Origin of the sequence: Pseudomonas fluorescens Q2-87, from assembly GCF_000281895.1 — a bacterium.
GTDB lineage: Bacteria > Pseudomonadota > Gammaproteobacteria > Pseudomonadales > Pseudomonadaceae > Aquipseudomonas > Aquipseudomonas fluorescens_S.
Map to the genome: position 1 here is coordinate 4557467 of NZ_CM001558.1, position 16523 is coordinate 4573989.

19 protein-coding genes, 1 tRNA gene and 1 pseudogene are annotated in these 16523 nt (G+C 55.1%); 11 read left to right on the forward strand and 10 right to left on the reverse strand.

Annotated features, from left to right (window positions below; translation table 11 throughout):
* Positions 1-41: 41 nt before the first annotated feature.
* The 3 genes from PFLQ2_RS07880 (at position 42) to PFLQ2_RS07870 (ending at position 1721) form a co-directional block, all read left to right on the forward strand.
* Positions 42-233 (forward strand): YegP family protein, encoded by a 192-nt coding sequence (locus PFLQ2_RS07880; RefSeq protein WP_003184291.1) that lies wholly within the window; start codon positions 42-44, stop codon positions 231-233.
* Between the two features lie 211 nt (positions 234-444).
* Positions 445-1251: an AraC family transcriptional regulator gene (locus PFLQ2_RS07875; protein WP_003184293.1), complete on the forward strand. Its 807-nt coding sequence runs from the start codon at positions 445-447 to the stop codon at positions 1249-1251.
* A 101-nt stretch (positions 1252-1352) separates the two neighbouring features.
* On the forward strand, positions 1353-1721 hold the full coding sequence (locus tag PFLQ2_RS07870; protein WP_003184294.1) for a cupin domain-containing protein: 369 nt from the start codon (positions 1353-1355) through the stop codon (positions 1719-1721).
* An 11-nt stretch (positions 1722-1732) separates the two neighbouring features.
* Here PFLQ2_RS07870 and PFLQ2_RS07865 read toward each other — a convergent pair whose 3' ends face one another.
* The 3 genes and pseudogenes from PFLQ2_RS07865 to PFLQ2_RS31055 form a co-directional block, all read right to left on the reverse strand.
* Complete coding sequence (locus PFLQ2_RS07865) at positions 1733-2479, reverse strand: phytanoyl-CoA dioxygenase family protein (RefSeq protein ID WP_003184297.1); 747 nt, start codon at positions 2477-2479, stop codon at positions 1733-1735.
* 13 nt (positions 2480-2492) lie between these two features.
* Complete coding sequence (locus tag PFLQ2_RS31050) at positions 2493-3281, reverse strand: methyl-accepting chemotaxis protein (protein WP_371261222.1); 789 nt, start codon at positions 3279-3281, stop codon at positions 2493-2495.
* 69 nt (positions 3282-3350) lie between these two features.
* Positions 3351-4145 (reverse strand): annotated as a pseudogene (locus PFLQ2_RS31055) (MCP four helix bundle domain-containing protein); the annotation flags it as partial.
* A gap of 500 nt (positions 4146-4645) precedes the next feature.
* Between PFLQ2_RS31055 and PFLQ2_RS07855 the strand changes: the two are divergent.
* From PFLQ2_RS07855 to PFLQ2_RS07840, 4 genes are all read left to right on the forward strand, one after another.
* On the forward strand, positions 4646-4912 hold the full coding sequence (locus tag PFLQ2_RS07855; RefSeq protein WP_003184301.1) for a hypothetical protein: 267 nt from the start codon (positions 4646-4648) through the stop codon (positions 4910-4912).
* 287 nt (positions 4913-5199) lie between these two features.
* Entirely contained in the window at positions 5200-5616 is a 417-nt protein-coding gene (locus tag PFLQ2_RS07850) for a type II toxin-antitoxin system YafO family toxin (protein WP_003184303.1), read from the forward strand.
* A gap of 160 nt (positions 5617-5776) precedes the next feature.
* Entirely contained in the window at positions 5777-6580 is an 804-nt protein-coding gene (locus PFLQ2_RS07845) for a hypothetical protein (RefSeq protein WP_003184304.1), read from the forward strand.
* Positions 6581-6760: 180 nt separating this feature from the next.
* Positions 6761-7330 carry a recombinase family protein gene (locus PFLQ2_RS07840; protein ID WP_003184305.1) on the forward strand — a complete coding sequence of 190 codons (570 nt, stop codon included), beginning with the start codon at positions 6761-6763 and terminating at the stop codon, positions 7328-7330.
* A 250-nt stretch (positions 7331-7580) separates the two neighbouring features.
* Here the strand turns inward: PFLQ2_RS07840 and PFLQ2_RS07835 are convergent, their stop codons facing one another.
* Positions 7581-8513 (reverse strand): hypothetical protein, encoded by a 933-nt coding sequence (locus PFLQ2_RS07835; RefSeq protein ID WP_003184307.1) that lies wholly within the window; start codon positions 8511-8513, stop codon positions 7581-7583.
* A 253-nt stretch (positions 8514-8766) separates the two neighbouring features.
* Positions 8767-9363, reverse strand: coding sequence for a hypothetical protein (locus tag PFLQ2_RS28375; protein WP_003184309.1), 597 nt, complete (start codon positions 9361-9363; stop codon positions 8767-8769).
* Between the two features lie 111 nt (positions 9364-9474).
* On the opposite strand from PFLQ2_RS28375, the gene PFLQ2_RS07830 reads away from it, so the two are divergent.
* From PFLQ2_RS07830 to PFLQ2_RS28065, 4 genes are all read left to right on the forward strand, one after another.
* The gene (locus tag PFLQ2_RS07830) at positions 9475-9957 is read left to right on the forward strand and encodes an OB-fold protein (RefSeq protein WP_003184311.1); all 483 of its coding nucleotides are present in this window, start codon (positions 9475-9477) and stop codon (positions 9955-9957) included.
* A gap of 179 nt (positions 9958-10136) precedes the next feature.
* Positions 10137-10787, forward strand: coding sequence for a hypothetical protein (locus PFLQ2_RS07825; RefSeq protein ID WP_003184313.1), 651 nt, complete (start codon positions 10137-10139; stop codon positions 10785-10787).
* A gap of 55 nt (positions 10788-10842) precedes the next feature.
* On the forward strand, positions 10843-11571 hold the full coding sequence (locus PFLQ2_RS07820) for a hypothetical protein (RefSeq protein ID WP_003184315.1): 729 nt from the start codon (positions 10843-10845) through the stop codon (positions 11569-11571).
* 381 nt (positions 11572-11952) lie between these two features.
* Complete coding sequence (locus PFLQ2_RS28065) at positions 11953-12531, forward strand: hypothetical protein (RefSeq protein WP_033046209.1); 579 nt, start codon at positions 11953-11955, stop codon at positions 12529-12531.
* Positions 12532-12710: 179 nt separating this feature from the next.
* Here the strand turns inward: PFLQ2_RS28065 and PFLQ2_RS07815 are convergent.
* The 5 genes from PFLQ2_RS07815 to dapA all read right to left on the reverse strand — a co-directional run bounded on the left by PFLQ2_RS07815 (position 12711) and on the right by dapA (position 16399).
* Positions 12711-12800 (reverse strand) — tRNA-Ser (locus tag PFLQ2_RS07815).
* An 83-nt stretch (positions 12801-12883) separates the two neighbouring features.
* On the reverse strand, positions 12884-13597 hold the full coding sequence (gene purC / locus PFLQ2_RS07810) for a phosphoribosylaminoimidazolesuccinocarboxamide synthase (RefSeq protein WP_003184316.1): 714 nt from the start codon (positions 13595-13597) through the stop codon (positions 12884-12886).
* 27 nt (positions 13598-13624) lie between these two features.
* Positions 13625-14383, reverse strand: a complete 759-nt coding sequence (locus tag PFLQ2_RS07805; protein WP_003184318.1) for an MBL fold metallo-hydrolase — start codon at positions 14381-14383, stop codon at positions 13625-13627.
* A gap of 4 nt (positions 14384-14387) precedes the next feature.
* Positions 14388-15503 carry an outer membrane protein assembly factor BamC gene (gene bamC / locus PFLQ2_RS07800; RefSeq protein ID WP_003184321.1) on the reverse strand — a complete coding sequence of 372 codons (1116 nt, stop codon included), beginning with the start codon at positions 15501-15503 and terminating at the stop codon, positions 14388-14390.
* Positions 15504-15520: 17 nt separating this feature from the next.
* A complete protein-coding gene (gene dapA / locus PFLQ2_RS07795) occupies positions 15521-16399 on the reverse strand; it encodes a 4-hydroxy-tetrahydrodipicolinate synthase (RefSeq protein ID WP_003184323.1) in 879 nt (292 codons plus the stop codon).
* Positions 16400-16523: the final 124 nt, after the last annotated feature.

Below are 16523 nucleotides of genomic sequence, written 5' to 3' on the forward strand. Positions count from 1 at the left end.
TTCCACACATGTCATGACTGAATATCGCAGGGAGCGAACCCATGTATTTTGAGATCTATCGACAGACCCGAGGCACCCCGAACACTGGCAAAGGCCAATGGCGCTGGCGCCTGAGGGCCGGCAACCACGAAACGATCGCCAGTGGCGAATCCTATGTGAACAAGGCTGACTGCCTTCACGTCATCGGCCTGATCAAGAACGTCCAGGGCGAGACGCCGGTAAAAGAGATCTGAACAGCGCCGTGGGAGCTCGGCCTTGATCGAGGGTTGAATCACTGTGGCGAGGGAGCTTGCTCCCGCTCGACTGCGCAGCAGGCGCGATGCTTCAGGGCCGCTTCGCAACCCAGCGGGCACAAGCGTCCTCGCCAGAGAGATTCTGATTTTTTGCTGTGACGAAAGTTTTCAGGCAGGTAGGGTATACGAACCAAAGCAGGAGCCCGGTGCAATGACTCGATCCATCCCCAATCGCGACTGGCTGGTGCGTGCGCCCGAATCGCGGAAAATGGAACGCATCGAGGCTTATTTCAGTGGCCATGGCTACAGCACCCATCGCCATGACACCTACGCCATCGGAATCACGCTTTCCGGCGTCCAGAGCTTCAACTATCGCCACAGCAAACGTCATAGCCAGCCTGGCGGCACCATCGTCTTGCACCCGGACGAGGTACACGATGGCGAAGCTGGAACGAGCGAAGGTTTTCACTACCGGATGTTCTACATAGAACCGTCGCTGATCCAGCAAGTACTTGGGGGCAAGCCATTGCCCTTCATCGAAGGAGGATTGTCCAGCGACCCACGCCTCAACATCGCGACCCGTCGATTATTGAATGGCATGGATCATCCCCTCGATCCGCTAGAAGAAGAGGACGCCCTCTACGACGTGGCCCAAGCACTCGACATCGCGGCGGGCAGCCGACGCGGACGGCGGCTGATCGACTACCCGGCGGCGGAACGTGCCCGCCTGTTCATCCACGATGCCCTCGACCAGGTGATCACGCTGGATGATCTGGTGCAGGCAAGCGGCAGGGACCGATGGAGCTTGTCACGAGACTTTCGTGCGCTGTACGGCACCAGCCCCTATCGCTACATCACCCAGCGGCGCTTGAATCAAGCCCGTCACCTGGCGTTCCAGGGCATACCGTTGAGCGAAGTGGCCCTGGCTTGTGGATTTTACGATCAAAGTCACATGACCCGGCTGCATACCCAGGCCTTCGGCATCTCACCGGCACGCTGGCTGAACATGCTGCGCTAAGGCAGCCGCTACGCGCCGCAAAAAGCTGCACGATCATCCAATACTCACGTTGGCCCGGACAATAAAGTAGGACGCACCAACAGACCAAGGAGTATGCCTCGATGACCGTTTATTCCCCGATCAACTTCGCCCAGAAATACGCGCTCTTCCAAGAACAGTGGATGCCGAAAGTCGTGGCTGAAATGAACGATTACCAATTCAAGATCGCCAGGCTCGAAGGCGATTTCATCTGGCACACCCACGCCGATACCGACGAAACCTTCATCGTCCTGGAGGGCGAACTGCGTATCGATTTTCGTGACGGCGCCGTGACCATTGGCGCGGGCGAGATGTATGTGGTCAAAAAGGGCGTCGAGCATAAGCCCAGCGCCGCCCAGGAAGTGAAACTGCTACTGATCGAGCCGCGCGGTGTCATCAACACCGGCGAAGAAACCAACGAGCGCACGGCGGTCAATGACGTCTGGATCTGACTGAGCCAGGCTCAATCGTATTCAGCTTCCTGATGCTCGCCCAACAACCGCCGCTGACGAGGTGTCGCGGCGGCCAGGACCTCGGGATTGAATCGCCAGTGCAGATAAGGCGAAAACTTCTGTGCGACCATCCGCCGACCATAGTGCACCTGGAGCATGTATCGCGTGCGGTCGGCGGTCCGGTTGTCGCTGCCGGCGTGCCATAGCTCGCTGCGCAATATCAGCACATCCCCTGCCCGGCACAGTATCGGTTGCGCGGTACGCCCTTGCCATTGCGTTTCACCTGCAACCGGCGCCCGACCGGCCTTGTGGCTGCCAGGAATGACCTGTGTGGGGCTCAAGTCCGTGTCGATATCGTCCAAGTAAAACTGTGCGGTAAACACCTGCACCGGCAGTTCAAAGCCAGGCTCGGCCAGCAGGCTTGGCGGCAATGGCATCGCCAGGTAATCCAGGTGCAACGGGGCCCCGGTGAAACCGGGATGGCAGCGCCAGGCTGTCTGGCCAATGATGTGGCAATCATCGCCCAAGGCCGCCTCGGCCAGTTCGATCACTACGCCCACATCCAGGAACGGCAGCCAGAACGGATCGCGATTGAACACACATTTGTAGTGATCGATCACGCCGCTGTAGTCCCAATGCTGAGGCTGCAATTGGTCGATGGCATGGCGCAGGTCGGCAATTTGTGCGGCGCTCAATACCCCAGGCAGCAGGACGAAACCGTCCCGGTGCAGGGCTCGCAGATTCTCGCTGACAGACACGGCCACACCTGCCTCAGGTACGGAAGCGGCCGGTCAGCTCTGCCAGGTTTCTCGACAGGCTGGAAAGCTGCTGGCTGGCGTGCATGCTCTGGGCAGAATTGGCAGCCGCCTCGTTGGACAAATCCCGGATATCAGAAATATTACGGGCTATTTCTTCAGTGACGCTGCTCTGCTCTTCACAGGCATTGGCGATTTGCGCGGCCATGTCATTGATTCGCTGGATCGAACCACCGGTGCCGCTGAGCACCTGATCGACACCCGCGGCCCGTTCGACGCTGTCCCGAGCTTTGCTGCTGCCCACTTGCATGGCTTGCACCGCTTTGGCCACACCGGATTGCAGGCGTTCGATGCGGACCTGGATGTCCTTGGTCGAATCCTGGGTACGCGCCGCCAGCGCCCTGACTTCGTCGGCCACCACGGCAAAACCACGGCCCTGCTCGCCCGCGCGTGCTGCCTCGATGGCGGCATTCAGCGCAAGCAGGTTGGTTTGTTCGGCGATGCCACGGATCACTTCAAGCACGGCGCCGATGCTGGAAGTTTCCTGGGCCAATGCTTCAATAGTGCCCGAGGCGCTCTCCACTTCCTGGGCCAACTGACGGATCGACTCGATGGTGCTGCTGACCACCGCGGCGCCATCGCGAGACTGGCTGCTGGCTTGCTGCGCCGCGTCGGACGCGCCTACCGCGTTGTGGGCCACCTCGTGCACGGCGGCGCTCATTTGGGTCGCAGCGGTACTGACCTGATCGAGCGCAGCATGCTCGCTACTGATCAGTTGATCATTGGTCGCGGCCATTTGAGCCATGGCCCGCGCGGCGGCATCAACTTCTCCGGTGACCCGGCCCACCTCGGCAATCAACGGCTGCAATTTGTCGAGAAAGCGATTGAAGGCACTGCCGAGCTGCCCCAACTCGTCAGCCGAACGTACTTCGAGGCGACCCTTCAGATCACCGCCGCCCTCTGCAATCTGCTCGACGCGGTGCAACAGCCGCCGCATGGGACGCAGCACAACCATCGGCAGGGCAACAATCAGCAGGATGCAACCCAGCAGCCCAATCAACAGGATGCCCCCTTGCTGCACGCCGACAGCCTGGCCATGGTCAATCGCCGCCTGCCCCTCACGAAGCGACGCTTCATCCTCCAACTCGCCCAGCTTGTCGATGGCATCACGCATGGTGTCGAACTTGCTTTCACCGTCGCCAAAACTTAGCGCACTGGCCGCCTGCGGATTGCTCGTGGCTTGCTCGACCACTTGCCGCGAAACCTGCGACCACTGGGCAAAACGGTCATTGAACTGGCTGACCAGCGCCAAAGCCTCGGCACTGGGCTGCATCGCGGCATACTTCTGCACACGATCATAAGCTTGCTTGAGATTGTCTCGGTGACTGGCACGCAGCGCCTCGACATGACTGCCCGCATTGCCACCGAGGAGGCTCCGCTCGGCCACGAATGCCTGGTAAAGATCGCGATCGGCGTTGAGCAACAGACTGATCGCCGGCAAATAACGCTTGGTCAGTTGCGTGCTGGACTCCGTCACCTGGCCGATACCGCGCATGCCCGACCAGCCCATCAGCACCAACAGCAGCGCCAGGAAAGCAATGGGCAGGGTGATTTTCCAGCGAAAACCCAGATCGGCAAAGAAGCGCGGCATGGGGGTGACTCCTTTCATGGCATTGACTAGCTCATCGGCATGGATGCATTGAGCTATAGCCCATTTGTCGCATTGTCACAAAGAAGTGACAGGGTTGATCGCGCTTCGAGGGGTTAGTAGGAGCCTGCGCTTAAGTGATGTTTCTGATGCGGTTGGCCACGTTCAACGCAGCGGTATTGATAAGAGAACCAGAAGTTTTATCTGACAGTAGCCCCTTACCTTATTTCCAGAATTGTCCTACGCATCAGCTTGTTGCTGACTTTCTGGAGGAAGCCCTATAGTCCAGGGGTCGTACATACGGTCGACACGGGTTTGGCGACTCGAAAACAAATGTTCAGAAGCTTCCGCGAGTTTGCGGAACGCGTCTGTGCGCAATATGCTGCTTTCCGGTAGCTGTGCGTGGGAGACCTTCGGGTCTGCCGGCTTTCTCCATTTGTTCCGGTTCGCCAACCCGCGTACAGCTACCACCTTGTCGTTTGGCGACGTTCAAGGCGGCTCACAATCAAATGGAAACTGAAATGAATAAATATATGGCTCTCACCAGCAATGCCGACGATCAACCTCTCTTCGTCGATACCACCGCACCGTTACACATACTGCTTGATACGGCAGGCTATAGAATTCGCGCGGTCACCCAACTACTAGAAAACCTCGCAATGCGAGGAGACATTCCGAGTGACTCGGTAGTCCTTCAGGATTTCGCACAACTGTGCTGCATTCCGTTGAGGGATGGTTGCGACATGCTTGATGTCATCGCCCGACGCTTGGACGCAGAGCCGGCCTAGTATTGAAGGGCCTCTCACGGGGCCCATTTCGTCAAAACGCGCATGGTTCGATTACACCGAAACCCTCCCGTTTGCCCGGACTCCATTAATCACATAAGCTGATCAGTATGAATACACACACCTCGGAGGCTCCGATGGCTACCACAAAAAAAGTCGAAAAAGCGCGCAGAAAAGTCACTCACGAAGAGCTGACATTTCTTGACGTTCGACAAGCTGCACGTGATGGTCAGAAAGTGTTCGATAAATTTGTAATCACTGGCAAGCTTCCTATTACGAAGTAGGCGTGGATGCCAGACGTTAAAATTTCCGCACTTTTTGAAGAAATACAGAACTGGAAAAATATTGCCGCACACTTTTATAACTACAAAGTGTGCGGCGAGCTTCCGGCTATCTTTGGCAGAGATGAAAAGCTCGATCTGAGCGATATGTGTCACATCCATTTGGCGAGCACTGTAGAAACACAAGCTCGCTGGACTCAAATCGGCCGCCAGTACTATCGCACAGCCCTAACGGAAAACCCTGACAACGACTTCTGGCTTATTTATGCATATGATGACTTCAAAGATGCGTACCTACTGCTGACGATCATTGGGCCAGACGCTCACAACCGTAAGGAATGGGGATCGTTTTTACGTACGGTTCATAGTGACATTGTGGAACCTTGGATTGTGGGAAAAATCACTTTTCCTGAGCTAGATGACTGACGGCATCTAACTCTAAGCAAAATATTCGTGCTCCCACTTGCCTTCAACGGTGATGATCAGTGCTCGGGGCTTGTTCACAAATCACGCGCTCGATTGCTTGATGATTTCCCATCGTAGCAGCCGCACAATGGCATTACACCATCACAAAGGAGACAATCGTATGTCGAAGAAACGTAACGGTGTCCCCGAGATCCCCCGTGACGACTATGTGTATGGCCACACAACCGATCTCGTGTCGCAACTCACAGTGATATTTGATCCAAAAGGCGGCCTGACTATAGCCGAAGTTGACCCCAGTTCCATTCACCGCAAGCTGTCGCACCCAAAGACCAAGGGTGACAAGATCATTCTGTCCACCCCTGCAAATGATTTCAGCTTGCAAGGGACCTATACGCAGGAATTGCAGACCCGTTTCGACTACCTCGCAGCGGTGGACACAAACACAATCGCTGATGACCAAGGGCCGACGAGATTCGACGGTTACGTGGTGAGTGCAGCCACCGTCAGCGTGATCACTGAGCCGTTGCAATCCCTTCACGAGAAATCGATCTTCCAACCGCTCGTTACTTTTCTAATCCTAGATCCAGACTTCGTTGCTTCGCACGAACCATTGGGCTGGCACCTGGCTTTGACTCGGCACATGGACACCCCCTACCTACGCTCAAGCCGCCTAGGTGTCGTCGTAGATCATGACTTGAGAGCACACCCTGCAATCAATGCCCGCCAACTTCCATATTACGGCGATTATCTGCTACCCAGCCATGTTTCTCTGATCTATGCCTCGGCAGATAAGAGAGACACGATTGGCAATCGCATGATTTGTTATTGCGACAACATTGCCCGGCAGATTCTGGATCAGTTCAAGAAGTACGGAATAGCAGCAGTGCTGAAGCAGAAAAGCTTTCGAGTAGGTTCTGCTGTGTGTATCGCCATTCCCCATCCGGAACAAAAAGTCCCTGTTTAGCCGGTTCTTTACGTCGATCACATGAATCATGTGTAATTTGGCAACATCAAACGAACGTCAAGTGGACCTGCCGGGAATAGCTAGTTGGATGGGCCATAAAATAGGGTTGAATCCAAATCGACCCTTCGATATTATGGACCCACGTTAAAGCGACCCACCCGGTCAAATAGGAGCCACACAATGTCTCGCACTTTCGTTTATGCCCGCGTATCGACCAGCGATCAGACAACTGACAACCAAGTCCAAGAAGTGCAACGTGCCGGGTTCGATGTGCAGGCGAATCGGGTGGTGGTTGAGACGGTATCGGGTTCGGTAAGCGCCAACGAACGCAAAGGGTTTCAATCCCTCCTGCACAAGATGGAAGCCGGAGACGTGCTGATCGTGACTAAGCTGGATCGTCTAGGACGTAACGCCATGGATGTACGCGCCACTGTCGAACATCTGGAGTCAATAGGTATCCGTGTTCACTGTCTCGCTCTTGGCGGTGTGGACCTGACAAGTGCAGCGGGCAAGATGACAATGCAAATCCTTGGCGCTGTCGCTGAGTTCGAACGTGACTTGCTGATCGAACGCACACAAGCGGGTTTGGCCCGTGCCAAGTCCGAAGGTAAGACGTTGGGTCGCCCTGTTGCAACTGCCACCATCGAAGGTGTGAAAGCCTGCAAGGCAAACGGCCTGACACAAGCTCAGACGGTCCGTCACCTATCTATCGGCCTCACTACAGTGAAGCGCTACTGGAAGGCTTCATAACCTCCGCGACTCCCTCTAAAGGATTTCACGACGCCCTAGAGCCCCGCCTTCGCGGGGCTTTGTCGTCTCTGTGTTTGAGAACGCTTCAACTTATTTTCAAAAAGCACCAGCATCCAATGGGGGACTATGGTTTTTGTTAAGTGGGTGTGACGGGGCGCCAGATTATATTTCCAGCCAAAAAACCAAACGACTATCGAAGCGCATCAAAAAAAATCGGGGAGGGGGGGGATAATTTCCAGATGCCTTCGTGCTATCTGCCAGGATCGTAGAGCGCCATCCTTGAATCAGATATCGTTCTATCCCATCGCTCAATGAATATCAGAAATTTATTGTAGTCATCCGCATATGTTTGAAGCCACTTGCCTATCCCTTCGCACACAGCAAGATAGAATTGATGGAGATTGAAATAATAGATGTCACCTACACCTTGTGCTTCCTCTGGCACGCTTCCTATCGATATTGAAATTCGTCGAGCCTTCTTCTTTAATACCTTGTTTGAATCAAGATTCGACATATGCAACATTCCATTTCTCACCTCCCAAAGTTCGTCGGCGGTGACGCCTATAGGCTTCAAGTCAACATAAGCGTCAAGCCATCTGCTAAACACGGCACGCTCTGATGGTTTCTTGTCGTAACCATATTCAACATGTGCAATGCTGTCGATACAGGACATGAATAGCTTGGCAGCAGATGCATAGTGCTTGTTATTGAAAAGGAGTTTGTAGGCCAACAAAAAATCGTCGTTAATAAGATCGGCATAGTGAAATGTATTGTCTCTTGTATATTTTGCCAGCCAATCATCCATGACGCTTTTTTCTCCCATCTCCTTATTCACGTCATCCATATCTAGTGGAGCGTGATCCGAGACATAATTTATCGAGGGCTTTCCGTCGAGAATTATTGTGATTCCATAGAGTGGTGTCCGTGTTTCGTGCGGCTCAAATACATGCTCGAATAGTTCAAGCGCTGTACCCAAGCGACAGCGTGCAGTATACGCACCGATTGTCAAACCTACTGGAGCTTTCGTTAGTGTTGCCTTTTGATAATCCCGCTCTACCGAAGCTTTCAGGTACGCAAGTTTGTCTTCATCCGCGCCATCAACTTCGTAGCGTATATATCCGAGAAAGCCTACCCTTTCTTGTGCGTCTGCAATCAAGTAGAAGCTGTAAATTGTTTCCCTCACGCTTTGCTCTCCCTGTTGCCTTGGCTACTTCTGCAAGTGCTTCTCGTGCTTTTCAATGAGTTCCGCAGTCCAGTCTGTAGACCCGCTCCAGCGTTTCAACTCTTCACCGCAGACGCTGCAATCTATAGAGCCCGGATCTCGTACAGGGAATTTTTCTCCTGTGAGCTTGTAGATGGAGCCACATTTACTGCAAGTAGTTTCATTATTCATACACACCTCCAGTCATTATGTCGTCTGCCCCAACACAACTCGATCAGCCACCAAAGACCGTAGGTTTTTCTATCAGTGAAATGCTGTATTCGCCGTAGGTCAGTGTTTGATGCAATTCAATTTCAGCAGCCGCAATCCATTCGCTCCAGATTTGGTCGATGTCGTCGGAACATTGCCTCACGAAGTCGACGGTTAGAAATGCCTCCCACTCGCCTCGAAGATCGAAATCGTCATAGTTCTTCCCCGGTTCAAAGTCCACCGTTTCATCTACCTCGATGGTGTCCGGCTTGCCATGTGCAATGGTGTCACGGAAGTTTTTCAACTCTTTGATGGAAGAGTACGGACGCACTGAAAAGTCAGGTTCCAATCTCAGTGCCTTCAATACAATCTCAACCTTCTTGTCGAACCACCGCCTTTCCTTAAAATCCGCAACCTTCTGTTCTCCAATGAAGTTAAGGCGCGATTCAAAAGTGAACGCCAACATCACGAGGCAGGCAGTGATGTCGAGAGCGATTCCATGCCGGTCTCCTGTCGCCTCCTTTTCCTCGATTCGAGTCTTAAGGTAATGAGCTGTATTGGAGATGTCATTGTGTATGTGAATGTTCTTCTTGGCCGTCTTTTGCACCCGAAGCTTTGTCATACCACGTCCTTGATACAGTGCCTGTACCGTCCAGAGCTTACGCCACGTACTGGACGCTCGCCATGCCATCCTGCCACCATATGGCCTCATCATCACTTCAAGGAATGAGCTATGTCAGCAAAAAGGACTCTCGGCATCGTGCTTGCGGTTGGCCTCGCGTACATCGTAATCAAGGGCGTAGCCAACGACACATCGCAGTCCAAAGCATCCGCATCTAACGGCGTCTATGTCGATGAAATGGCTGAACGACAGAAAGAAGCAGAGCGGGTTGCCACCTTGGAATCCTTCACCGCAGCAGACATTGCAGAAGCTTACAGCCGCAACACTTATGCTGCCGACATGACCTTTAAAGGGAAGCCTTTCAAGGTGACGGGCACCATAGCCAGCATCAACACCGATTTCCGAGGCAAGCCATACGTCACCATGAAAGGCGGCGTTAACCAGTTTATGGAACCTCAGTTCGCACTGGCGAAGAGCAACGAGAAATTTGCTGTCACGTTGAAACCGGGCGACAAGATCACCTTGGCTTGCACTGGTCGCGGTGATGTCGCCAAGACGCCAATGTCCAATGAGTGCACATTCATCTGGTTCTAGGGCTGACGACTGGCCCTCGCGCTTTGGCTAGGCCACCTCGATAGAACCACAAGCTAATTTTCCAGCTAAAAACATATCGCAGCTATCGAAGTGCCCCAGAAATTTTGGCGGGGCATGGCATTGGCTGAGAATTTCAATCGCTTCCAGCTAGTCTCCGAGCGTCATCACAGGGAGTTACCATGAATCCTAGATTTCTTCTGATTGTCGCAGGCATAGCCTTGTTCTTCATGGCGGCAGTCGTTGCCGTCTACCTCAGTATGTTCGGTATTGATCGCGTATACGACCAAGCGAAATGGGGCGCTTTCGGCGATTACTTCGGCGGCATCTTGAACCCGATATTTGCGCTGTTTGCCTTTCTCGGTGTGCTTTGGTCGCTTGACCTGCAAATGAAGCAGGTTAGGCAGCTCGCATTGGACAAAAAGGCAGACGAAATCTTGCAGGTCGTGAAAGACATTGATGCCCGTCTCTCATCTCTTCAGTTGACGTTTGTGGGGAAGACATCAGACATTGATCTTCACATACTACACATGGTCGCAGAGGCCGAGCGTGGAGCGAAGAAAGCTGGTGATTCACCCGCCTATACAAATTTTCTGCGAATCTCAAATGAACCCGGAGCAGTGATTGAATCAGCGGTCAGGGAAATGGGGTATCAGGTTTCAATGATGTTTGAATTCCTTAAGCGCCACCCCCAGCAGCAGGATGGTGGATATGCTCCGATTATCGACTACTACACCGCCAAAACCTCCCGCCTAATCCCGATGCTGAATGACATCGGGGGACTGCCCGAGCCCACACGAGCATTTTTCGAAGCAAAGATCAGGAATGCATAAACGCCAATCTCTAATGTGATTGCGATTGAGCTATTGAGAACCAGGAGAGAAGATTGTGGGTGAAACGGATACGCCAGATTTCAACAAAGCCCGAGGCTACTTGATTGGCTTTTCAACTGTAGTCCTGCTGTTGTGGTACTTCGGTGCTGACCTCTCGACTTTCAAGCTGCTCGGGAATGAGATCAGACTCAAGGAAAACGTTCAAAACGTCTGGATGGTTCTGGCTGGTATCAACACCTATCTGTGGTTGAGGCTGTATCAACGAACCCCTGAAGGTAGCTTCCGTTTTGACCTTGCAATGCATGACTTGTATGAGAAGACACTCATCGGAGTGGTCAGGCGTCTAGGTAAGAAACAGATGCGAAATCATGTTCTGGAGCTAATTGAAAAGGCACCCGGTACTGTTGAAGGCGAATCCAAACTGATTAGCTTCAAACCCAAGGGAAAGATGACTCACCTCGAAAGAACCCCACCAAAAGGCACAGAGCCTCCAGACCAACTCGCGATAATTCGAAATCTGGACAGCAGGACGAGAAACGAAATTCGCTACTCTTTTTACATCCATTACACGGTAGGTGGAAACGAGCACCATCAGAGTGGTGGTCAGGCATTCACGACGACGCCCTCTCGCCTCGTTGCGAAGTTGGTCGAATGGTACGTTTTTGCCAGAGGCGCGATTGTGTCGCCTTGGTTCTTCGATCATGTCACCCCTTTCGTTTTGGGAGGCATGAGCATATGCGTTGCTTTGTTCAACTGGTGGCAGATCAACTACCCGCACGCATGAACACGCCTGTAGAGACGTGATCCACACGGACAGAATCGGCTGAAAGCCTTGTGCTACTTGGCGTAGAGTTGGTTTTCAGTGTGCGTAAATCGCACCCGCCAAGAATGCATTCGAGACTTACAAGTTCCGACATATACCGATACTTGTATTACGGTCGCATAATATAAGAGCGAAGCGAACGCCTTCGCAGCGTGCATCCCTCGCATCCCCCCACCTTCCTGCCCCCCCCAAAACATCATATCGAATCTGGGAAGCCCTTTGCTTTGGCTTGCAATCTCCCCTGTGATATTGGCTCCGTACCGCTGGAGTGGTCGCCACTCTGGTAGCATTTGGAATAACAACCGGAATGGGGGCAGCGATGGAACGAGAGGTGAAAAAAGGATGAAACCAAAACGCAAAGTGGTTCTGCTGTCGCTGGGAGGTGTCGTTGGGACACTCTTTCTGGGTGCCGTCAGTGGTGCAGGTAAAATGCTCACGACAGATCTGTGGCCTTCCCTTCGCCCGTTTATCTCCACGGCTTGGACTTGGACACTTGAACTCTTTACGTGGCTTGCACACCCCGTAGCGTTCCCGCTGTGGTCATTCATTGTGGCACTGCTGGTAGTTGTTGGGGCAATTGGGTTTCTTGCCTTTATCGCCGCATCGTTCGGTTCGGATTTGAACGCTGCAAATGCAAAGTTTAACCCCGCACTTCCTCCCCTCAACGAGAGTGCCCAACAAGTCCTGGCAGTGATTGCAATTCATGGCGGCAGGAACGAAGGGCTGTATCTAAGCCAGATTCCTTCAACTGCTGGATTGTCGCAGTTGGTCTATGAAGGCGCTATGGACGTTCTCTACCATTGGAATCTGATCTCCATCTCCTATTCCAATTGGGGTGATCAGGTTTCGTTATCCGCCCTCGGGCGGGCATACGTTCTGCACCCTCAATCGCCGTTAGCGTGGGTGGTCAAGAGCGCGTAGCGGGTGGAATACGTACGACCAAGGGCCCGCCATTGAGCGGGCTTTCCTTTACCTGATTTTCCTGATGCCAACGGTGTCATACCGCTTCAAAACAGCTTGGCTTGAGTAGTACAACAAAGTAGTACAATCGGAAAACAAAAAAGCCCCGTAGACCTTGATCTACGGGGCTTTCATTTGTATGGCGGAGAGATAGGGATTTGAACCCTAGGTACTGTCGCCAGTACAACGGATTTCGAATCCGTCCCGTTCGGCCACTCCGGCATCTCTCCAGTGGCGCGCATCATACCAGCACATTCGCCGGAAGCGAACCCCCGAGCGAATTTTTTTCCGTGCTATCAGATGCTTGCGTCGATTACAGCGGCACGCCCAGGCGCTGGGCGACTTCTTCGTAGGCTTCGATGACGTCACCGAGGCCCTGGCGGAAGCGGTCCTTGTCCATTTTTTTCTTGGTGTCCTTGTCCCAGAGGCGGCAGCCGTCGGGGCTGAATTCGTCGCCCAGGACAATGGAACCGTCACGGAACACGCCGAATTCGAGCTTGAAATCCACCAGCAGCAGGCCAGCGTCGTCGAACAGCTTGCTCAGCACTTCGTTGACCTTGAGGGACAACTCTTTCATGCGAACCAGTTGCTCGGCGGTGCCCCAACCGAACGCCACGACGTGGGATTCGTTGATGAACGGGTCGCCCTTGGCGTCGTCCTTCAGAAACAGCTCGAAGGTGTAAGGGTTGAGCTTCATGCCCTCTTCCACGCCCAGACGCTTGACCAGGCTGCCGGCGGCGTAGTTACGCACGACGCATTCGACCGGAATCATGTCCAGCTTCTTGACCAGGCATTCGTTGTCGCCCAACAGCTTGTCGAACTGGGTCGGCACGCCGGCGGCTTCGAGCTTCTGCATGATGAAGGCGTTGAACTTGTTGTTCACCATGCCCTTGCGATCCAACTGTTCGATGCGCTTGCCGTCGAACGCCGAGGTGTCGTTGCGAAACAGCAGGATCAAGCGGTCAGCGTCGTCGGTCTTGTAAACCGACTTGGCTTTGCCGCGGTAGAGTTCTTCACGTTTTTCCATGATGGGCTCCGCTTGCTAAGTAGTGGGCTAGGCGATATGTCGCCAGTCGAGCCCTGAATCTTGATCGGCCAGTTGCAGCCAGTCCGGGTCGCACCCGAGGGTGTCGACAAAACATTGCCGGGCCAGCTGCGGCAGGTTGTTCTTGCTGCTCAGATGGGCCAGGACCAGGTGTTGCAGGCCTTGCCAGCCCAACTCGGCCACCAGGAACGCTGCCTGGTGGTTATTCAAATGTCCGTGTTCCCCGCCTACCCGCTGCTTGAGGAAGTACGGGTAATACCCCCGCGCCAGCATGTCGCGGCAGTGATTGGACTCGATCATCAACGCATCGAGCTCCCGGTAACTGTCCATGACCCTGTCGCAATACGAGCCCAGGTCGGTGAGCAACCCGAAACGTCGCTCGCCGTCGCTGAACACATATTGCGTCGGCTCGCGCGCGTCGTGCGCGACGCTGACCACGCTGATATCCAGGGCGCCAATGCGCAACTGCTCGCCACCGGCTACGAAACCCGCCGGCTCGATGGGCTTGCGCAGGCCATCCAGCGTCCCACGGCTCAGGTACACCGGCAGATTGTAGCGCCGAGACAGCAAACCCACGCCATGCACATGGTCGGCATGTTCGTGGGTTACGAGTATCGCGCTCAGTTGCGCCGGGTGCACACCCAGGCGCAACAGGCGTTTCTCGGTTTCCCGCAAGGAGAAACCACAATCGACCAGCACGTACGTGCCGGCGCTGGCTATCAGCGTGCCGTTCCCCTGGCTACCGCTGCCGAGAACGGCAAAACGCATCGGATCAGCCCAGGTTATCCTGAATCACGCCCAACACTTTGCGCGCCACTTCAGCCGGCGCCACGGTGTTGATGTTCTTCTCGACGGTGACCTGGACGTTGTCGCCTACCTTGCTCAGGCGGACCTGATAACGCTCGGCGCGGGCTTCGATTTCTTCCTTGTCCGGCTTGCTGCCGAACAGGCCACTGAAGAAGCCAGGCTTCTCGTCCTTCTTCTCGGCTTTCTCAGCCAAGTTGATGTAGTACAAGCCCAGGCTGCGGTTGATGTCCTCAACCCGCCATTCGCCCTGCTCCAGCGCTCGGCCGACGCTCGACCAGGCACGGTCCAGGTCAGAACCGACGTTGAGCACCGGGTTGCCGCTGCCGTCTTCGCTCAGGCTGACACGGCTCGGCGCATCGAATTGCTTGGATGCCAGCATCGACACCGAACCGCCCTGCTCCGCAGTACGGCTCATGCTCGCCAGCATGTCGTCCACCAGTGCAGCGTCCAGGCCAGTATTGACCGAACGGTTGGTGAACGCGACGTCGGCGGTGCTGCCTGCGGGACGTTGGGCGCTGACCACGTAGATTTCGCTGGTGTTGCGCTGCACGCCCGGCTCGATACGCACCCGCACGCGGGTTTCGCTGTCGGCCGAGACGCCGGCGGCGCCCAGGCGCTTGGCCATGGCGGCAGACAGTTCATCGGCGCGCTGCCAGGTGGTGGTGAATTCGCCAGTTTGCGGACGCTGTTCGTCCAGGCGGAAGCCGTTGTCCTGGAAGAACTGGATTGCCACGGGCCAGACTTCGGCCGGTGGATGCTGGCCCATCACCCAGCTGGAATCGCCACTCTTCTGCAAGGTGTAGTCGCTGGCATCGGCCACGGCCGACAGCGGTTGTGGACGTGGAACGACGTATTCGCCCTTGACGCTGTCGTCGGCGACGTTGCGCGGGATCGGCAGCAGCGGATCCAGGCGCTTGGCGACGTTGGCGTCTTGCGGCAGTTGCATCGGTGCTGTCTGTTGCGCCTGCAGGTAATCGCTACCACGGTCGCGGAAGTAACCTTCCGGTCCCCAGATCCATCCGCAGCCGCTGGTGCTGGAGATAATCAAGGCAAGTGCGGAAAGTCCGGCCATTCGCTTCATGCGTTGTACTTCCTCAATTAAACCAGGACGCCGGACTGGCGCAGGGCCTGCCGCAGCGGTTCATGACAGGTTTTGCTCAGCCAGGTGAGTGGCAGGCGGATGCCTTCGTGCATCAGGCCCATTTCGACCAAAGCCCATTTCACCGGAATCGGGTTGGCTTCGAGAAACAGGTCCCTGTGCAGCGGCATCAGCTTTTCGTTGATCGCCCGCGCGGTCTCGGCATCACCCTTGAGCGCCGCCTCGCACAGGTCGGCCATTTCACGCGGGGCGACGTTGGCAGTCACGGAAATGTTGCCCTTGCCGCCCATCAGGATCAGCTCGACCGCCGTCGGATCGTCGCCCGACAGCAGGACGAAATCCTTGCTCACGCCATCAAGGATGGCCTTGGCGCGCTTCAGGTCGCCGGTGGCTTCCTTGATACCGATGATGTTCGGCACGCTGGACAGGCGAATCACGGTCTCGGCCTGCATGTCGCAAGAGGTACGGCCGGGAACGTTATAGAGGATCTGCGGGATGTCGACGGCTTCGGCGATGTACTTGAAGTGCTGGTACAAGCCTTCCTGGGTCGGCTTGTTGTAGTACGGCACGACCAGCAGGCAGGCGTCGGCACCGGCTTCCTTGGCGTTGCGGGTCAGCTCGACGGCTTCGCGGGTCGAGTTGGCGCCGGTGCCGGCGATGACCGGAATGCGGCCATTGACCTGCTTGACCACGGCACGGATGACTTCGATGTGCTCGTTGACGTCGAGGGTTGCCGACTCGCCGGTGGTCCCGACGGCGACAATGGCATGGGTGCCGTTTTCAAGGTGGAAGTCCACGAGTTTGCTGAGGCTGGCCCAGTCAAGATGCCCTTGTGCATCCATGGGTGTGACCAGTGCCACCATACTGCCCGCAATCATGAAACCGCTCCTGCCGGAAAAAGAGAGCGGTAATGGTACTGGCGCCAAGATGCTTGTACAAGCGAACTACCATTCCCCTTGGCGATGGTTTTCGCTACCCTTCAGGCTTTGATCGGTACCGATA

Excerpts from the sequence above, each read along its gene's own strand:
- PFLQ2_RS07870 (WP_003184294.1), top strand. The coding sequence starts at position 1,353 with ATGACCGTTTATTCCCCGATCAACTTCGCCCAGAAATACGCGCTCTTC.
- PFLQ2_RS07850 (WP_003184303.1), top strand. The coding sequence starts at position 5,200 with ATGCCAGACGTTAAAATTTCCGCACTTTTTGAAGAAATACAGAACTGG.
- PFLQ2_RS28065 (WP_033046209.1), top strand. The coding sequence starts at position 11,953 with ATGAAACCAAAACGCAAAGTGGTTCTGCTGTCGCTGGGAGGTGTCGTT.
- PFLQ2_RS07855 (WP_003184301.1), top strand. The coding sequence starts at position 4,646 with ATGAATAAATATATGGCTCTCACCAGCAATGCCGACGATCAACCTCTC.
- PFLQ2_RS07880 (WP_003184291.1), top strand. The coding sequence starts at position 42 with ATGTATTTTGAGATCTATCGACAGACCCGAGGCACCCCGAACACTGGC.
- PFLQ2_RS31050 (WP_371261222.1), bottom strand. The coding sequence starts at position 3,281 with ATGGCTCAAATGGCCGCGACCAATGATCAACTGATCAGTAGCGAGCAT.
- PFLQ2_RS28375 (WP_003184309.1), bottom strand. The coding sequence starts at position 9,363 with ATGACAAAGCTTCGGGTGCAAAAGACGGCCAAGAAGAACATTCACATA.
- bamC (WP_003184321.1), bottom strand. The coding sequence starts at position 15,503 with ATGAAGCGAATGGCCGGACTTTCCGCACTTGCCTTGATTATCTCCAGC.
- dapA (WP_003184323.1), bottom strand. The coding sequence starts at position 16,399 with ATGATTGCGGGCAGTATGGTGGCACTGGTCACACCCATGGATGCACAA.
- PFLQ2_RS07875 (WP_003184293.1), top strand. The coding sequence starts at position 445 with ATGACTCGATCCATCCCCAATCGCGACTGGCTGGTGCGTGCGCCCGAA.
- PFLQ2_RS07845 (WP_003184304.1), top strand. The coding sequence starts at position 5,777 with ATGTCGAAGAAACGTAACGGTGTCCCCGAGATCCCCCGTGACGACTAT.
- PFLQ2_RS07840 (WP_003184305.1), top strand. The coding sequence starts at position 6,761 with ATGTCTCGCACTTTCGTTTATGCCCGCGTATCGACCAGCGATCAGACA.
- PFLQ2_RS07805 (WP_003184318.1), bottom strand. The coding sequence starts at position 14,383 with ATGCGTTTTGCCGTTCTCGGCAGCGGTAGCCAGGGGAACGGCACGCTG.
- purC (WP_003184316.1), bottom strand. The coding sequence starts at position 13,597 with ATGGAAAAACGTGAAGAACTCTACCGCGGCAAAGCCAAGTCGGTTTAC.
- PFLQ2_RS07825 (WP_003184313.1), top strand. The coding sequence starts at position 10,137 with ATGAATCCTAGATTTCTTCTGATTGTCGCAGGCATAGCCTTGTTCTTC.
- PFLQ2_RS07830 (WP_003184311.1), top strand. The coding sequence starts at position 9,475 with ATGTCAGCAAAAAGGACTCTCGGCATCGTGCTTGCGGTTGGCCTCGCG.